Origin of the sequence: Leucobacter sp. cx-42 (assembly GCF_014529985.1) — a bacterium.
Classification (GTDB): Bacteria; Actinomycetota; Actinomycetes; order Actinomycetales; family Microbacteriaceae; genus Leucobacter.
This window is the reverse complement of sequence record NZ_JACVMU010000001.1, coordinates 365,392-382,692: the sequence shown is the minus strand read 5'-3', so window position 1 is coordinate 382,692 and position 17,301 is coordinate 365,392. Positions and strand designations below refer to the sequence as shown.

Annotated in this window: 13 protein-coding genes; 3 read left to right on the top strand and 10 right to left on the bottom strand. The window is 63.3% G+C overall.

Annotated features, from left to right (window positions below; genetic code table 11):
• Nucleotides 1–104: 104 nt before the first annotated feature.
• Both ICM05_RS01700 and ICM05_RS01695 read right to left on the bottom strand, forming a co-directional pair.
• Nucleotides 105–524 carry a CatB-related O-acetyltransferase gene (locus tag ICM05_RS01700; RefSeq protein ID WP_215401727.1) on the bottom strand — a complete coding sequence of 140 codons (420 nt, stop codon included), beginning with the start codon at nt 522–524 and terminating at the stop codon, nt 105–107.
• Between the two features lie 399 nt (nt 525–923).
• On the bottom strand, nt 924–2,360 hold the full coding sequence (locus tag ICM05_RS01695; protein ID WP_188022815.1) for a CDP-glycerol glycerophosphotransferase family protein: 1,437 nt from the start codon (nt 2,358–2,360) through the stop codon (nt 924–926).
• A 494-nt stretch (nt 2,361–2,854) separates the two neighbouring features.
• Between ICM05_RS01695 and ICM05_RS01690 the strand changes: the two genes are divergently transcribed.
• Complete coding sequence (locus ICM05_RS01690) at nt 2,855–3,187, top strand: type II toxin-antitoxin system HicB family antitoxin (protein WP_188022814.1); 333 nt, start codon at nt 2,855–2,857, stop codon at nt 3,185–3,187.
• Between the two features lie 7 nt (nt 3,188–3,194).
• On the opposite strand, the gene ICM05_RS01685 is transcribed toward ICM05_RS01690, so the two are convergent.
• From ICM05_RS01685 to ICM05_RS01670, 4 genes are all read right to left on the bottom strand, one after another.
• Entirely contained in the window at nt 3,195–4,829 is a 1,635-nt protein-coding gene (locus tag ICM05_RS01685) for an amidohydrolase (RefSeq protein WP_188022813.1), read from the bottom strand.
• 208 nt (nt 4,830–5,037) lie between these two features.
• Entirely contained in the window at nt 5,038–6,042 is a 1,005-nt protein-coding gene (locus tag ICM05_RS01680) for a helix-turn-helix domain-containing protein (RefSeq protein ID WP_188022812.1), read from the bottom strand.
• Nucleotides 6,043–6,338: 296 nt separating this feature from the next.
• Nucleotides 6,339–8,078, bottom strand: a complete 1,740-nt coding sequence (locus ICM05_RS01675) for a thiamine pyrophosphate-binding protein (RefSeq protein ID WP_188022811.1) — start codon at nt 8,076–8,078, stop codon at nt 6,339–6,341.
• Between the two features lie 166 nt (nt 8,079–8,244).
• Nucleotides 8,245–9,000, bottom strand: a complete 756-nt coding sequence (locus ICM05_RS01670; protein WP_188022810.1) for an IclR family transcriptional regulator — start codon at nt 8,998–9,000, stop codon at nt 8,245–8,247.
• Between the two features lie 138 nt (nt 9,001–9,138).
• Between ICM05_RS01670 and ICM05_RS01665 the strand changes: the two genes are divergently transcribed.
• Nucleotides 9,139–11,052, top strand: a complete 1,914-nt coding sequence (locus ICM05_RS01665; protein ID WP_188022809.1) for an FAD-dependent monooxygenase — start codon at nt 9,139–9,141, stop codon at nt 11,050–11,052.
• Nucleotides 11,053–11,634: 582 nt separating this feature from the next.
• On the opposite strand, the gene xseA is transcribed toward ICM05_RS01665, so the two are convergent.
• Entirely contained in the window at nt 11,635–12,870 is a 1,236-nt protein-coding gene (xseA, locus tag ICM05_RS01660; RefSeq protein ID WP_188022808.1) for an exodeoxyribonuclease VII large subunit, read from the bottom strand.
• Nucleotides 12,871–12,987: 117 nt separating this feature from the next.
• On the opposite strand from xseA, the gene ICM05_RS01655 reads away from it, so the two are divergent.
• Nucleotides 12,988–14,022, top strand: a complete 1,035-nt coding sequence (locus ICM05_RS01655; protein ID WP_251364457.1) for a 4-hydroxy-3-methylbut-2-enyl diphosphate reductase — start codon at nt 12,988–12,990, stop codon at nt 14,020–14,022.
• A 109-nt stretch (nt 14,023–14,131) separates the two neighbouring features.
• On the opposite strand, the gene ICM05_RS01650 is transcribed toward ICM05_RS01655, so the two are convergent.
• The 3 genes from ICM05_RS01650 to fbaA all read right to left on the bottom strand — a co-directional run bounded on the left by ICM05_RS01650 (nt 14,132) and on the right by fbaA (nt 17,237).
• Nucleotides 14,132–15,208 carry a hypothetical protein gene (locus ICM05_RS01650; protein ID WP_188022806.1) on the bottom strand — a complete coding sequence of 359 codons (1,077 nt, stop codon included), beginning with the start codon at nt 15,206–15,208 and terminating at the stop codon, nt 14,132–14,134.
• A 179-nt stretch (nt 15,209–15,387) separates the two neighbouring features.
• Entirely contained in the window at nt 15,388–16,209 is an 822-nt protein-coding gene (locus tag ICM05_RS01645) for a DUF6264 family protein (protein ID WP_188022805.1), read from the bottom strand.
• Nucleotides 16,206–17,237, bottom strand: a complete 1,032-nt coding sequence (fbaA, locus tag ICM05_RS01640) for a class II fructose-bisphosphate aldolase (RefSeq protein WP_188022804.1) — start codon at nt 17,235–17,237, stop codon at nt 16,206–16,208. The genes ICM05_RS01645 and fbaA overlap by 4 nt, the downstream gene beginning before the upstream one ends.
• Between the last annotated feature and the right edge of the window lie 64 nt (nt 17,238–17,301).

Sequence of the window (17,301 nt, the reverse complement as noted above, 5' to 3'; positions counted from 1 at the left end):
GCCCCTGGAATCAATCGCCCAGGAGACAAATCCGAGGCCCTGAGCCTGCCGATTCGCCTATATTGCAGTGGCGTGGACTAGGAGGTGCGTCGCACAGCTCTCGGCTAGGCGCCTAGCGTGATTGTTCGGGGAACGTAGGGGTCGAGTTCGCCGCGCTCAATGCGCGCCAAAACGGCAGACAGGTCGCGCGGATCTTCTGTGAATAGCTGCGACGGTTCGTACTCCCACCACTTCGACGCGAGGAGATCTTCAACCATGGAATCGGAGAAGCGCTTTCGAATTGGCTTTGCCGGATTGCCTCCCACAATTTCATAGGGAGCTACATCCTTGGTGACAAGGGCGCCTGAAGCAATCACTGCACCAGTGCCAATTGTAATTCCCGCAGACAGGGTTACGTTCGCTCCGATCCAAACGTCATGACCGATCTGGGGGTACGAGCCCGGTTGTACAGAAAAACCCTTCGCGAATTCTCGGGTAGCCGGTGTGACGGTACGTGCAAACAGATGATTATTTGGCCGGAACATCGCTGCCGAAGTCGTCAAGGTGTCGAGCGGGTGAGCCGAATCTAAGAAGCGTAGACCTGTGGAAATGGAGCAGTATCGACCAACGGTTAGTGGCTCCGGCAGAGCCGAAAAACTGTACGTAAAGGCGCCAACTGTAGCAAACCCCTGGCTTTTGAGGCCGCCCGGAAGCCTTTGTACGCTCCGCCGTAGATCCCGACGTTTTCTTCGATCGTGACGGGCGCTTTGAACTTCGGAAGGATGTTGCGATCGTAGAGCTCATGCATGAGCGCCTCAGGCATCGTTACTTTGATTGCCATGCGAGTTCACTTATCTATGAAGAAGGGCATTACGTACGGCTCTCATTTTATTGAGTAAGTCCGGGCCGAATTTCCAAGTCAAAGTGGCAAGTATGCAAAGCGCCTAAGCATTGGTAGAAAGCACATCCCCACGTGCGGTTTCAACAAAGAGCCGCTCTGGTGGCGCGACAGCAGCGTTCCCGAGGCGGTGATCGCGCAGCGCGATCCGCGCACCGCGAAGGGGGTCGCTCTTCAGCAGGCGGACCAGCTGCGCGGCCCAGGACGAAGCGTCCTCCGTGAAGAGGTAGCAGCCGTCCTCATTCTGCACGCCAGCGCTGGTTGTCGGGATGAAAACTCCGAGGGGCTTGCCTGAGTAGAGGTAGTCCGAGAGGACTGCCGAAACGTCAGAGATCATCGCATCGCTGAGGTTGAAGCACTCTTTGATCGAGAGTTCGTGCGTGGCACGGCGGCCGAAGACGTGGTCGGTTCCAGTGGTGGCTGCGTGCTCGCTGAGGCGACGGTCAATCTCTGCAGCTGCATCGGCAGTCGATGGGTACCGCCAGGTGTACGGATGTGGGCGGAAGACAACGCGACAGCCATGTTCCAGCGCCAGACTGATGAGGTCAGCCGCGTAGGGGAGTGAGGTGTGCGAAGTTGCCTCGAAATCTCCGCGCCAGGTCGGGGCGTAGAGCAATGTCGGTTGCTGCTTGCTGGAGACAGGCTGATCGCTCTGCTCGATGCCGGACACCTGCGGGCGACCGACGATCGCGATGGCGTTCTGGTCGATCCGCACGCCATGCTCTGCGAATCGATCGACACCGGCCTGGCCAGCGAGATACACGCGGTCGAACAGGCGGAAGGTGCGCGTGGCACTCGAACCCTTATCGCTGTCACCGTGGCCGAGCTGGATGTGCTGCAGATGTTCGAAGCGGGTGATCTGGTTATTGCGGTCAGCGAGGTTCACGTAAAAGACGCTCGTTGCCGAGGAGACAAGGAGCTGTTCAGCGTCGAGTGCATCTTCCGCGAGCAGCACGGGTGCGCCCTGCACCGCGCTGGCGACACAATCGAAGGACTCGGCGCGGCGAACAATCACGGCGTAGGGGAGCGCAATCTGCGCCAAATACGGCAGCCACATCTCGAGCTGGTAGACCGCTTCACGCGAGCCGTCGAAGTGCACGAGGAACTGCGGCTTGTGAGCCCGGAGCTCGTTCGTTCCGGTGGCAAAATGCGCATCAGAAGCGGTACGCCAGGCGCGGTTCGCGCGGCGCACCGCGAGCATCGAACCAGCAAGAACGATTGCAGCAATGACGAGAACGATGAGGGTGACCAAGCCGAAGCCTACGAACGCGGCAACAATCACAAACACGGCCAGAGCAGCGGTGACAGCCCAAAAGACAGTGGCAGCCGTGTGTGAACGACGCGGTTCACGCTGTGACGATGGCAGATTCGCCGTGCGATACGGAGCCGGGTGTGAGAACAGTGCGCTGAGGGTCGCGTACACCGCCGAGCGAGCCTGTGCCGAAATACGTGTAATTCGGCGCCGCATCGGGGACTGAGTCATGGATGATCCTTGCGTACGCCGGTGCACGAGCCCGGTTTCGGGTACGTGCACCGTGGAGTCGGGAGCTAGACAGGTGAGTCAGAGCTATGACTCCAGACTAGCCACCGTTGGCCAGCGATGTTGACGTTGGCCGTTCAGGTTGCTGGCCTGGCGGTCGACACGAATCAGAGGAAAATGCATCGATCTGAACGCCAGTGCACATCACGGGCTTGCCTGTTAAGGTATCAATAGTGATATCACTAGTTCATGCCGAGCATTGACAAGATTCTTGAACACATGAAGGTGGCGCCTCATGCCCTGAGATTCGCAGATCTCGCAAAGGTTTGTGACTACTATTTCGGTTTGCCGCGGCAAACCGGAACTTCGCATCGGGTATATCGGGTTCCTTGGTCCGGTGACCCGCGCGTGAATATTCAAAGCAAGAATGGTTTGGCTAAGGCGTATCAGGTGAGGCAGGTGCTTCACGCAATCACCAGGATTTCTGAGGAGGAGAAATGAGCAACGCAGAGCACTACACGTATCGGGTTCGATGGTCTTCCGAAGATCAAGAGTTCATTGGAAGTGTTGCAGAGTTCCCAAGTCTTTCCTGGCTGGATACTGCCCAGATTGAGGCCTTTGTGGGTATTCGGCGGCTCGTGGAAAGTGTGCTTGTTGACATGACTGAAAGCGGCGAAACTCCACCGGTGCCAATCGGAGAACGCTCATATTCCGGCCGATTCCTCATTCGCATTCCCCCAGAGCAGCATCGTGCTCTCGCGTTAGAAGCGGCAGAGCAGGCTGTATCGCTGAACCGTCTGGCTGCCTCGCGTCTTGGTGTGGCTGCGTAGGAGGGATCTACGCCGCAAACACCTTCCGCCCGGCAAACCACGTCTCCCGAACCTTGGTCTGCACGAGCTCGCGCTCGGGCTGCGCAAACGGATCGCGGTCGAGGAGCACGAAGTCTGCCGACTTTCCGACCTCGAGCGAGCCGGTCTCGGCATCGAGCCCCATGGCGGTCGCGCCATTGATCGTGAATGCGCGGATCGCCTCGTCCAGCGTGATCGCCTGCTCAGGCCAGAGCGTGCCGGGGTAGGCACCCGTCGGATCCTCGCGGGTGACCAAGCCGTGGATACCTTCCCACGCGTTTGGCGAAGGGGAAACGGGCCAGTCGGATCCGCCAGCCACAATCGCTCCCGCATTGAACAGCGAGCGGTTGGGCTGCATCTGGGTCGCGCGTTCGCGGGGGAGTACCTCGCTGATTGCCTCGGCGATCGGCCCGGGGACCCAAATGAACGGGGAGATATCGGCGACGACGCCGAGCCTCGCGAAGCGGGGAATGTCATCAGGGTGCACGAACTGGCCGTGCGCCACGTGATAGGTCGTATTGGTGATGCCTTCGTTGCGGAGTTCCTCGACGACGTTCAGGACCGTGTGCACCGAGGCGTCACCCGTGCAGTGGATCTTTGCCGACAGGCCAGCCTCAGCCACCCGTCGCAACCAGTCACCGAGTTCGTCGTGCGACAGTAGCGTCTCGCCGTGGAAGTGGGCGCCATGCGCGTCATCCGGGAGGTACGGCTCAAGGAAAGCACCGGTGCGCGTCGGCGGCACACCATCGAGGAAGATCTTCACAAAATCCGGGCGGTGATGTTCGGTTCGGAACCGTTCACCCGCAAACACCAGGTCATCACCAATCTCCGAATACCCGAAAATCTCATCATTCACGAGCATCGAGCTCACGACCCAGGCATTGAGCTCGGACGCTGCATCGAGCGTGCGCAGGGCCTCCAGGATGTGCGTTGAGACGCCAGCGTCCTGGAACGCCGTCACCCCGAAGGAACTGAGAATCTCGATGCCGCGGCGCGATGCCTCGCGCTCTTGCGCGGCCGTGAGTGCACCCTGTGCTTCGGCTGCGAGGGACACAGGCAATGCCGCGGCCTCGAGCAGGACGCCAGTCGGGTCGGCACCATCGCACAGCACCCCCGGCTGGGCGGCATCGATGCCGGCAAGTTCCATCGCGCGGGTGTTCGCCCAGCGGTTGTGGAGCGAATCGTCCGCGAGCGAGACCGGGCGGCCGCTCGCTGCCTCATCAAGTCGTTCGAGCGCGTCACGGGAGTTGACGGCGTCGAGTCGGTCGCTCGCCCACGGCCCACCGGTGATCCAGGCGTCGGCTGGCACAGTCGACGCATACTCGCGCACAGCCGCAATGATGTCGTCGAGCGTTGCCCCCACCGGAATCGCCAGCTCGTACAGGTCGGTCTTGCCCGCGAGGAAGTGGTGATTGTGGACGTCGACCAGGCCGGGCATGACGAATGCACCGTCGAGCTCACGAACCTCGGTCTGGCTGGTTGCGTAGCCGGCGATCTCTGTGGCGGATCCGACTGCCAGCACCCGGCCCGCCGTGATCGCGATGGCCTCTGCCCACGGCTGCGCGGTGTTGGCGGTGTAGATCCGCCCATTCGTGAGGATCAAATCTGCGGTGGGGTGAGACATCAGCGGCTCCAAGATCGTGGCTGCTCCCAACATTGGGAGGCTGTGCGAAGAACTAAATTCTCCATGCGTAGAACTTAACATATCGCGGGATCATTTGCCGTAGATATGCAATCGGCCGTCAATATGCTGTTTGGGTCCTGATCTGGCATATCGACGGCGGATCGCATATGTACGGCAACCGCCTGCGAGTGCGGCGGATCCGCCTGGACTACAGGTGGCGGAACTCGCTTGGCGCTACCCCATACGCGGACTTAAACACCCGGCTGAAGTGCGCAGCGTCGGGGAAGCCCCAGCGGCTGGCGATTGCCGAGACAGTGCGATCCGCCAATACGGGATCGAGCAAGTCGGTACGGCAGCGCTCGAGACGGCGCTCGCGGATCCACGTCGACACCGTCGTCCCCGACTGCTTGAACAGTGCGTGCAGGTGGCGCGTGGAAATGAAGTGGGCACCGGCAATCGATCCGGGCGACAGGGTAGGAGAACCGAGGTGGAGTTCGATGTAGCTCGTGATTTTCTGGAGCATGACCTGGTGCGGATCGCGCTGCGCGGGGTCAGCATCAAGGATGCTCGAGAACAGCGTGCTCATCAGATCGAGGCTTGTGTGCGCGAGCTTAGCGCGCAGGCGCTCGTCGAGCGGAGACAGCTGGGTGGGGAACTGCGACAGGAACGCGGTGACCACCGGGGCAAGACCACGATTCTCGGCGTTCAGCGAAGTAGCGGTGAGCTGCTCGGTGAAGGGAATGGGGAGCTCGAGTCGATCTTTCGGGAACATCATGATGAGGTTCCGGAAGTCTTGGTCGAACAGCAGCGAGTATGGGCGCGAGGTGTCATAGACCGAGAGATCACCGGCACGCAGGACGATCTCGCGTCCGTCCTGCACGAGAATGCTTGAACCGGACAGCATGAGGCTGACCTTGTAGTACCCGCTGCCGCCGGCCGCGATGGTTTCGGCGGTCCGCTCCACGAGGTGCGGGCGTGCGACGACCTCGGTGAAGACGACGTCGTCTGCGTGTTCTGCAGAGGTGCGGCCAACGAACGGTTCGTCACGTTCGGTGCTGATCTTGAGGGGCACAAACGATGAGCTGATGAGGCTGTTGAACTGCTCGACGCCGCTAGTGTCGTCGGCCTGCTGGTGCTGGCGTTCGTGTGACGACCGCGGCGTTGTGGCCTGGGCAGCTTCGTTCGACGCTGGCCGCGACTGTGCGATCTGCATCTGTACTCACCTCATTGTTGTGCAGTGCGATGGGGCAAGCCCACCTTCCTTGCCGAGAGACTACACCTAGTTCCTTGGAAGGTCACTTTGAGGTGTGGCACAGGTGGAAACAAGGCCCGTCGGGGTCGGGTAGAACGGGCCCTCACGTGAGCGAACCCCGCGAAAAGGGGCCGTTCTCTCGAAAACCAGGGTTTCATACGCATGAAACGGGTGATCTCGACAGAAAGGCCCCTTTTCGCGGGGTTCGCGGGGTCGGCGGGGTTCGCGGCACTCGCGCCGCAAAGCCAAGGCACGACCTACTCCACGTCGAGCCCGTTCACGCGCTGAATCTCGCGCTGATACTCGGCGACGACCGACTGCGAGACGCGGCAGTCGAGCACGATCGTGCCGTGCGCTCCAGCCTCGGTCCAGTCGCGGAGCGCGTCGAGATCGGCCAACGACGACACCACAACGCCGGTCGCGCCAAGTGCGGCGGCCATGCCAGCGAAGTTGGCATCGGGGATGAGCATGGGCGCCTGGTCGAGACCCATCACGCCATACAGGTGCACCTCGGCGCCGTACGCGCCATCGTTCCACACGACAACCACGAGGCTGGTGGAGGTGCGGATCGCGGTCTCCAAATCGGCGAGCGCCATGAGTCCGCCGCCGTCGCCCGTCGTGAGGACGGTCGTGCTCTCGGGGGCGGCCGCCGAGACGCCTGCGACCGTCGAGAAGCCGAGGCCGATGGTCTGGTAGGCGGTGCCGACCATGATCATGCGCTCGGGAGACGCGATGGGCCAGTACATGTTTGCCCAGCCGAGGAAGTGGCCACCATCAGAGGTGACGTGACGATCCGCGGGAAGCAGCTCGCCGATGCGCGTCGCAACGGCGCGCGGATCGAGTCGCCCATCGGCGCACACCCCAGACGGGTGCTCGTCGAGGCCCGAGTTGCGATGGCGGCGCTCGCCGCCGGGTTCGAGTCCGGTGACAGTGTCGCGCCACGGCGCGGAAGTGCGCGGGGTGGCCGCGATCCGCGCCCCGAGCTCGGCAACGACTTCGCGAGCGTCACCCTGCAGCAGGGTGTAGTCGATGGGGGAGTTGGTCTTGGGCGCCGGGACGGCCGCGGCATCAACGCGGATCACGCGCGTGCCAGCGCCGAACAGGTCGCCGAAGCGCATCGTGAACTGGTTGAGGCTCGCGCCAACGACGAGCACCACGTCGGCCGATTCGATGACCTCCATTGCCTGGATCTGGCCGAAGCCGCCGGTGACGCCGAGGTTGGTGGCCTGGCCTGCGAAGAGTCCGCGGGCGAGGGCCGTCGTGGAGGTGATTGCGCCGAGGTGATCCGCGATCGCGTCGAGCTGGGGTGCGACGCCAGCGAGGTGTGCGCCGCGGCCGGCGATCACGACGGGGCGTGCTGCCTGGGTGAGCGCGAGCGCCGCCTCGTCGAGCTGGGATGATGCGACCGGCGCGACAGCGGTGGGGTCGAGGGCGGGCAGACCTGCATCGGCTGCGGTGCCTGCGGCTGTGTGATCCGCGCCCGTTGCCTCGGCGGGGGCCGAGACCAGGTCGTACGGAATCGCGAGGATCACGGGTGTCTGCGCCTGGAGTGCGTAGGCGACAGCCTCATCGACCGTGCCGGTGACATCTGCGAGACCGAGCGTGAAGGTGCGCACGCCGATCGCGGTCGCGTGCATGGTCTGGTTGACGTCCCAGGGGCGCGGGCCAGAGCTCGGCTCATCGCCGACGACGACGAGCATTGGGGTGTGCGCCTGCGCGGCCTCAGCGAGGGCGGTGAGGGCATTGGTGAATCCGGCGCCGTAGGTGGTGGTGGCGATTGCGATCTTGCCGCTTACACGGGTGTAGGCGTCGGCTGCGGCTACGGTTGCTGCCTCGTGGCGCACCGCGGTGTACGGGACACCGGCCTTGCCAAGATGATCGATGAGGTGGGCATTGCCGTTGCCCATGAGGCCGAAGCTGCGATCCGCGTGCTGGGCAAGTGCGCGAGCGAGAGTCTGCGTGAGGGTAGGCGTCAGCGTCTGAAGGGGTGAAGACATCACAGGTCCTTAGGAGTCGAAAAAATCGAGCGAAGAGATTCCGTGTATGTCTCGTCTGCGGCATCAGTGCCGTGACAGCAGTGCCCCTTTTTCGCGCACCTTACCCGGCCGGGCCGGGATGAACCTGGCCGAGCTGGACGAACTCAGTGTAGAGGCAAATTCCGGATTAGCGGTAGTTCTGCGTAATTTTTGCTGCGGCGCTATGCAGGGTGTCTACAATTTCGTCGACAGCGTCTGGAAGTGCGAAGTGCACGATCGCGAGGGCAGCCGGCGGCTCGCCCACGATTCGCAGCGGGACGGCGAGGCCAGACACCCCGTTCACGACCTCATTACGGCTCACCGCGTATCCCGCCTTGCGGGCCTCGATCGCGTCGTCACTGAAATCGGCGGATCCCAGCAGCGCCAACCGCTCCGGCGCCGACAGCGAGCTCTCAATCGCGTGGCCAGGGGCGCCGCGATCGACCGAGTGTCGCACGCCAGGATCACGCGCAATTGACACTTCAACATTCGATGGCTCGACCGTTGCGAGGGTGACCACCTCGTCGGCGTCGAGCACCGTGAGGAAGGCCGTCATGCCGAGTGAGTATGCGACGTCGGTGACGACCGGCAGCGCGGCGGCGTGCAGTTCGGGCGCGACACCGCGCGACAGGGCGGTGAGTTTTGGGCCGAGGCGGATCCGCCCAGCATCATCACGCACCACGAATCGGCGATGCTCCAGCGTGCGCAGAATGCGATAGGCGTTTGAACGGTGCACGCCGAGGCCCTTAGATAGCTCGGCGATGGTGAGCGGGGTCTTCGCGTCGGCGAGGAGTTCGAGTGCTTCGAGGCCGCGCAGCAGGGTGAGTGACATCGCCGCTGCCTCCGACTGAGTCGGGGCTGGTGCGCCGTCGGGTGACGTGCTGCGTGCGGGCGTCGTTGCCATGATTTCTCGATTCTTTGCCGGAGAAGTTGTGTCATCTCAGAATGAGATTTATGCTGAGTGTGCGATTATCGGAATCGCTGTTCGATAATCGAACAATATCGTAAACGAAGGCTGTTTGCGATACGAAATGGAGAAACAATGCAGTTCCACCACCACGGTTATGTGTCGACCGATCCGCGCGTACGCCCCGCAGCAGGCGTTGGCCTCGACCGCCCGACAGACCTGCCCGATGAGATCGACGTGCTCATCGTTGGCTCCGGCCCCGCCGGTGTCGCAGCAGCGGCTCAGCTCGCTGAGTTCCCGAATGTGGTGACCCGCATCGTCGAGCGCCGCGACGGCCGACTCGTGCTCGGCCAGGCAGACGGCATCCAGGCGCGCAGTGTTGAGACCTTCCAGGCGTTCGGATTCGCCGAGGAGATCATCCACGAGGCGTACCAGATCACCGAGACCTCGTTCTGGAACCCAGATCCCGCGAACCCTGCGAACATCATCCGCACGGGCGTCACCCCTGACGACCCCACCGGCATCAGCGAGTTCCCGCACCTCATCGTGAACCAGGCGCGCGTCATCGACTACTTCACCCAGTTCGCCCGCCAGGCACCCGCCCGTGGCGAGGTCGATTACGGCTGGGACTTCGTCGGCCTCGAGGTTGGCGAGGGCGAGTACCCGGTCGCGGTGACCCTCCGTAAGGTGTCGGGCCACACCGGCGCCGGCCTCAACGCTGAGCGCTCGGCTGACGCGAACGACGGCGAGACCCGCGTCGTGCACGCCAAGTATGTGATCGGTGCCGATGGCGCGCGCTCGAGCGTTCGTCGTTCAATCGGCGGATCCTTGCAGGGCTCCGCTTCCATGCACGCCTGGGGCGTCATGGACGTACTCGCGGTCACCGACTTCCCCGACATCCGCAAGAAGAGCATCATCCACTCGGAGTCGGGCAGCATCCTGCACATTCCGCGTGAGGGCAACCACCTCTGCCGCATCTACGTTGACCTCGGCGAGGTCGACGAGAACGATCACGGCAAGGTGCGCGAGACGAGCCTGGAGCAGATCATCGCGCAGGCGAACGCGATCTTGCACCCGTACACGCTCGACGTGCGCAATGTTGCATGGCACAGCGTCTATGAGGTCGCACACCGCCTTACTGACCGCTTCGACGATGAGACCACCTCGCCTGACGGCAAGTGCCGTGTCTTCCTCATGGGCGATGCGTGCCACACCCACAGCGCGAAGGCTGGCCAGGGCATGAACGTCTCAATGCAGGACGGCTGGAACCTTGCGTGGAAGCTCGGTTACGTCCTTTCAGGCCTCAGCCCTGAGTCGCTCCTCAAGACCTACTCGGAAGAGCGCCAGGTCGCAGCAAAGAACCTCATCGACTTCGATCACGAGTGGTCGTCACTCATGGCGAAGAAGCCAGAGGAGTTCGGTTCGCCCAAGGAGGTCGAGGAGTTCTACGTCCGCACCGCCGAGTTCCCCGCGGGCTTCATGACGCAGTACGAGCATCCGATGACCACTGGGTCGGCGGATCACCAGCACCTCGCAGCCGGCTTCCCCCTCGGCAAGCGTTTCAAGTCGGTCATGACGACTCGTGTCTCTGACGCGGTCGACATTCACCTCGGACACCACCACCGCGCCGACGGCCGCTTCCGCGTCTACGCGTTCGCGGATGCGTCGGGCGAGCAGCTTGAGCAGTGGGCGTCGTGGATGCTGACTGACGAGGCCTCGCCCGTGCGCAAGTTCACTCCCGCCGGAGCTGACATTGACTCGGTGCTCGATGTGAAGGCGGTCTTCCAGCAGGAGCACCACAGTGTCGACATCTCGAAGGTGTCGAAGCTCTTCCTTCCCGCGTCGGGCCCGTTCGGCCTTACGGATTACGAGAAGATCTACGCTGCACACCCCGGTGAGGGCACGGACATCTTCGACCTGCGCGAGATCTCGCGTGACGGTGCGGTCGTGATTGTGCGCCCCGACCAGTACGTGTCGGCGGTGCTCCCGCTCGACAAGCCTGAGCTTGTTGCGGAGTTCTTCGCAGGGATCCTCACGCCGCAGGCGTAGATCCTCGGCCGCTCGACCGCTCGACCAACTCAACCCCGCGAGATCGACCCTTTCTCTCGAGAACACCAGTTTCTACGCGTAGAAACCCTGCTTCTCGGCAGAAACGGTCAATCTCGCGGGGTTTTGCTGGCAACGGGCGTTCCCAGCTGCAATCGCCGCGGATGCACAGGAAAGCCCCATCAAGCTGCCAGGGCGCAAATGGCCACGCGCCAGCGAAGTGCGGGGCACTGAGCTGCATGCCCCCAGCCAAAAGAAATCCACCAGGATAAGAAAACGTGGCGCATCCTGCGCCGCCCTCCAATTCAGAGGGCGCAGCCTGCGGCCGCACGAGATTCCTACAGCCAGCGCACATTTGGGACGGAGTGGTGCTCAGTACACCTCAGCGGGCGCCGATCTGGGGCGCGAGCGTGGGGCTACCCCCTCGAAAACCACCCTTTCTCCCGAAAAGGCCCCTTTCTCGCGCATGAAACACCTTGTTTCGGGAGAAACGCCACTTTTCGCGGGGCTGGCGGGGTTCGCGGGGTCGGGCAGGAGACTGCATTAGACCGAAGCAGCCCGAAGCCAGCGGGCAGCGCGCAAAAACTACGCAGCGCCACCAGAGGTTGCAGCGATCCGCCCACCGGCGACGGTGACCCGAAGCGCGGCACCTGCCGGTGCATCCTCGGGGGAAGCCACCACCGCACCTGGCACGCCAGCAGCGTCAACCACCTGCGCGATCGCGTACCCACGAGCCAGAGTGCCCTGGGGCGACAGCGCCGCCAGCCGCGCGGCAAGGTGCGAGCCCTCGCGCGAGCGCTCTTCGATGCCGCGCTCAACGAGCTCTTGGCCGCGCGCGATCCAGCGCACCAGCTCCTCAGAACGATCGTCGACCAAGCGCTCAGGCGTCGCCAAGACTGGCCGCCCGCGCAGCTGTGCCACGCGATCCGCCTCGTGCGAGAGCAGCTGGGTGATGCGCGAGGTCATGCGTGAACGCGCTTGATCGATGCCGGCGAGCTCTTCGCCCACATCCGGCACCACGCGCTTCGCCGCATCAGTCGGGGTGCTCGCACGCAGATCGGCGACCTCGTCGAGGAGGGGACGATCCGCCTCATGACCAATCGCACTCACGATCGGGGTCTGCGCGTTCGCGGCCGCGCGCACGACGCTCTCGTCGCTAAACGGCAGGAGGTTCTGGAAGTCGCCACCGCCGCGCGCGACGATGATGACGTCGACTTCGGGATCCGCGTCCAAAGCGATAATTCCCGCCGTCACCTCGGCCGCAGCGCGATCGCCCTGCACCGCCGAGTAATGAACCTTGAACTGCACGCCCGGCCAGCGCAGTGTCGCGTTGCGAATGACATCTTTCTCAGCGTCGGAATCGCGGCCGGTCACGAGGCCAATCTTGCCGGGAAGGAACGGCAGCTGACGCTTGCGTGACACGTCAAACAGACCTTCGCTCTGCAGCTGGCGGCGCAGACGCTCGAGGCGCTCAAGCAGTTCACCGATGCCAACGTGTGACAGGTCGAAGACCTGCATGCTGAGCGATCCGCCCTTTACCCAATAGCTCGCCTTGACGAGCGCGATCACGCGATCGCCGGGGGCAAACTCGCCAGTGAGGCGCGAAGACACCGAACGCCAGATGTTGAAGCTGATCGTGGCGTCCTGGGTGAGGTCCTTGAGCTTGCCGTAGACGTTGCCGCCACGCACGTTCCACTGCGTGATCTCGCCTTCGATCCACACCTGACCGAGTCGGTCGATCCACCCCGCGAGCTTTTCGCTCATGAGCCCAACGGGCCACGGGGCATCACGGGTCGCTGGGGTGGTTCCTGCTTCGGCCATGACACCCAGAATACCCGCGTAGTATCTAAGGTTATGAGCGACGTTCTGACTTCTGCATCCGCCGACTCTCCGGCTGTGAACCAGCGCACCATCGGTGCCCCTGTGGTCAGCCTGGCAATGCCCCGTATGCGCCGCGTCGAAGGACGCCTGAAAGCGACCGATGTAGACGGCCCCAAGCAGCTGCTACTTGCGGCTCCGCGCGGGTATTGCGCGGGCGTGGATCGCGCCGTTGTCGCCGTTGAGAAAGCACTCGAGCGCTTCGGCGCGCCGGTCTACGTGCGCAAGCAGATTGTGCACAACGTTCACGTGGTCGAGACCCTCGAAAAGATGGGTGCGATCTTCGTCGACGAGATTCACGAAGTGCCCGAGGGTGCAAACGTGGTCTTCTCAGCGCACGGCGTATCGCCCGCTGTTGTGCAGGCGGCTGATGACCGTGGTCTCCACGCGATCGACGCAACCTGCCCGCTCGTGACCAAGGTGCACCGCGAGGCGGTTCGTTTCGCAAAGCAAGATCTCGAGATTCTGCTCATCGGTCACACCGGTCACGAAGAGGTCGAGGGCACCGCGGGCGAGGCTCCCGAGCACATCACGATCGTGAACTCGCCTGACGACGTTGACACCCTCGAGGTGAAAGACCCCGAGCGCCTCGTCTGGCTCTCGCAGACCACGCTGTCGGTCGACGAAACCATGGAGACGGTGAACCGCCTGCGCGCGAAGTTCCCGAAGCTGCAGGATCCGCCTAGCGACGACATTTGCTACGCAACGCAGAACCGTCAGGTCGCAATCAAGAAGATCGCGCCCCAGGCCGATCTCGTGCTCGTGGTCGGCTCGAAGAACTCGTCGAACTCGGTGCGCCTCGTCGAGGTCGCTCTCGAGTACGGCGCCAAGGCTGCGTACCTCATTGACTACTCGCACGAGGTCAAGCAGGAGTGGCTCGAAGGCGTTCGCACGGTCGGCGTCTCGAGTGGTGCTTCGGTGCCCGAGAGCCTGGTGCAGGATCTCCTCGACGATCTCGGCGATGCCGGCTACGACGACGTGCGCGCGGTCGTGACGGCTGAGGAAGACCTCGTGTTCTCGCTGCCAAAGGAACTCCGCCAGGATGCTTCCGGCAACAAGGACGCTCGCGCCCTCGGCGGTCGCGTTCGCCGCTAACCGGTCGAATCAATAGAGGAAGGCCCGGGCTCTGAGAGCCCGGGCCTTCTTTTGTGCGCCGGCCAGATCGGGGGAAAGCGGGGGACCCGATCTGCCGGAATCTAGAAATCTATGCAGACGCTCGCGTGAGCTTTCGCAGGCCGAACGCGGCGGCCGCGAGGGTGATGAGACCGAGGCCCGCAGCGAGCGGGAGCGCGCCAGCTGACGGGCGGTCAGCGCCAGTCTTCGCAAGCTGCGCGGTGGCCTGTTGCTGAGTCACCGGCTTCTGCGCAGTTCCCGTCCCATCGGGCTGAGGGGCGACCTCAGGCTTCGGCTCAGGGTCGGGCTTCGGCTCAGGATCAGGGTTCGGCGCGCACGGAACCACCTCAGCCAGAACCGACCAACTCAGCGTCTGTGCGCCATCGTCGAGGAAGCCGGGCTGGATCTCTGCGGTGACGTTCCACGCCTTCGCGACGTCGTCGTACGTCGAAGCGTAGAGCACCCCTTCGCTCACCGCGGGAATCACACCGGGCAGCACCCCGCAGGGGACGTTCTGCTCAAGCGCAGGCGCCGCGGTCTCGGCGTACGTGTCGACGAGCGTTGAGGTCATGACGATCGCGGCAGAGCTGAAGAAGCTCCAACCAGCTGGTCGCTCGTGCCACGCCTCAAACGGGCTGTTGCTCGGCAAGAACCCGCGAATCGGGAACGACACGGTGTTCCCTGGATCGGACACCAGGTGCGGATCAATCACAATCGCGTACTCGGTGCCGGCAGTCACAGCGAGACGTGGAGCAAACGTCAGCACCGCCCACGTCTCACCGCCTTCGGTCTCGAAATCGAGCGTGGCCTCAGCGACAAGGTTGCCAGGTGCGTCGGCCACGCCCGTTCGGTCGTGCAGCGCAGCAGAAGTGAACTCGTAGGGGAGTGAGTCATTGACTTGGAGACGAATCTCAGAGAGCGAGCCGTCTGTGTCTTGAGTGAAGAATTGCGCAATGAGGGGGAGTTCTGGCGCGGGCTTCCAAGACGCATTCGAACCGCCAGTCGGGCTTGAGACGCCGGGGCGGTCGCTCTCGTACGCTGCATGCGCGGAGTGCACGGATGTGAAAGCAGTAAGGAGCGCCGCAAGCAGCAGAATCGCTGCGAAAGCAACAAAGCTTCGTGGTGGGAGCGTCCGAGCTGCTTGGACTGGAGAAGAATTACTGTTCACGCTCGCAGCCTATGCACGGGACCGCCGGGCGCATCCTGTCGGGCGGCCAATTGAGTATGACGGCGGATCGCTTGGGTACGCACCCGGTCACATTTGACGGGAACTTGGTAACACACAGACAGGGGTGGTGCAGGTTCTTTGGGAACCTGCACCACCCCTGTGATGCCGAAAGGCTGAGACTATGGCTGCGTGTTCGTCGCCATGTAGTCGAGCATCTTCTGCACTGCATCAGGATCGCTCAGTGCCGTCATCAGCTCGGGCATGCTCGAGACCGCGATCGTGGTCGCGATGAAGAAACCGATCGACACCACAACGCCAGCGACGAGCGGTACCCAGAAGGTCACCTTCTTTGCACGTAGGCGGCGGATCGAGAAGATGAGCGTCAGTGCGTAGATCGCGAGTACGACGAGTGCGCTCACTGTACCGAGCGTGCCGATTGACGCGGGAACTGCCGAGCTCGACACCTCAAGCGCCTCAGCGATCATCGCGAACGATGACCGCAACACCAGCATGGACTGCGCGGTGAAGAGCGCACCCATGGCGCCGAGCACCAGCAGGATGATGGTGAAGACCTTGTCTGCACCACCCTTCTTGGGCGTCTGCGTCTGGTAGATCGGTTGCGGAGGACCAACGGGCTGGCCGGGCTGCTGCGGTGCGTTGGCGCGGTACGGAGCACCGGGCGCTTGCTGCGCCTGCGGAGCCTGCGCTGCGGGCTGCTGCGGAGCAGCCGCAGGGCGCTGTGCACTAGCGCCCGCACCAGCGTTCGAGCCGGAGCCAAGGTTGTGCGGGATACCGGGCAGCGGGCCAGCCGCCGAGGTAGCCGTGTCCACGGACCCCGCGGGAGCTGCCGCAGCGTTCTCCTCCCCAGGAGGAGTCCACTGCCAACCCTCAGGCGCGTACTCGCCAAACTCGGGCTTCGGGCGCGCAGTTGCGGGGTGTGCGGGCTTCGCCTGATCCGCCCCCTGTTCGGGGGTTACCGGGGTCGTGGACTCGTCGGTCATGCGCTGATCGACTTTCCTGCCGAACCGAGCTGCTCAGCAGCGAGCGCGATGCGTGCTGCCATGCCCGACTCCGAGAGACGGCCGTATGCGCGGGGGTCGTACGCCTTCTTGTTTCCGACCTCGCCGTCGATCTTCAGCACGCCGTCGTAGTTCTTCAGGATGAAGTCAACTGCGGGGCGGGTGAACGCGTACTGGGTGTCGGTGTCGATGTTCATCTTGATGACACCGTGCGAGACTGCCTCGGCGATCTCTTCTGCCGACGAGCCCGAACCACCGTGGAACACGAGGTCAAGGGGCTTCTCGCCGGTGCCGTACTTCGACTGCAGGCCGTCCTGGATCTCCTTGAGGAGCGAGGGACGGAGCTTCACGCCGCCGGGCTTGTACACGCCGTGCACGTTACCGAAGGTGAGTGCGGTGAGGTAGCGGCCCTGCTCGCCGAGGCCGAGTGCCTCAACGGTTGCCACTGCGTCTTCGAGGGTGGTGTAGAGCTGGTCGTTGATCTCAGCAACGATGCCGTCCTCTTCGCCGCCGACGACGCCGATCTCAACCTCGAGCACGATGTTTGCTGCAGCCATGCGGGGGAGCAGCTCCTTCGCAATGTCGAGGTTCTCAGTCAGGGGCACAGCCGAGCCGTCCCACATGTGCGACTGGAAGTAGGGGAGGCCGTCTCCGTTCTTGACGCGCTCTTCGCTCGCAGCGACGAGCGGGAGGACGAAGTTCTCAAGGTGCTGCTTGGGGCAGTGGTCGGTGTGCAGTGCGACGGTGATGTCGTACGCCTTTGCAACCTCTTCTGCGTACTTTGCGAACGCAAGCGCGCCGCCAACGCGGTTCTTTACGGTGTGGCCAGCGAAGTAGTCAGCGCCGCCGAAGCTCACCTGAATGATGCCGTCCGAGCCTGCCTCAGCAAAACCCTGCAGTGCAGCGTTGAGCGTCTGCGAGCTGGAAACGTTTACTGCGGGGAACGCGAAACCGCCGTTCTTAGCGGCGTCGAGCATTGCTGCGTACTGCTCCGGTGATGCGACGGGCATGTGTCTACTCCTTGACGTCGAGGGGTTCCGGCGCTTGGCCGGTATCTTTACTCAGTCTACGCGG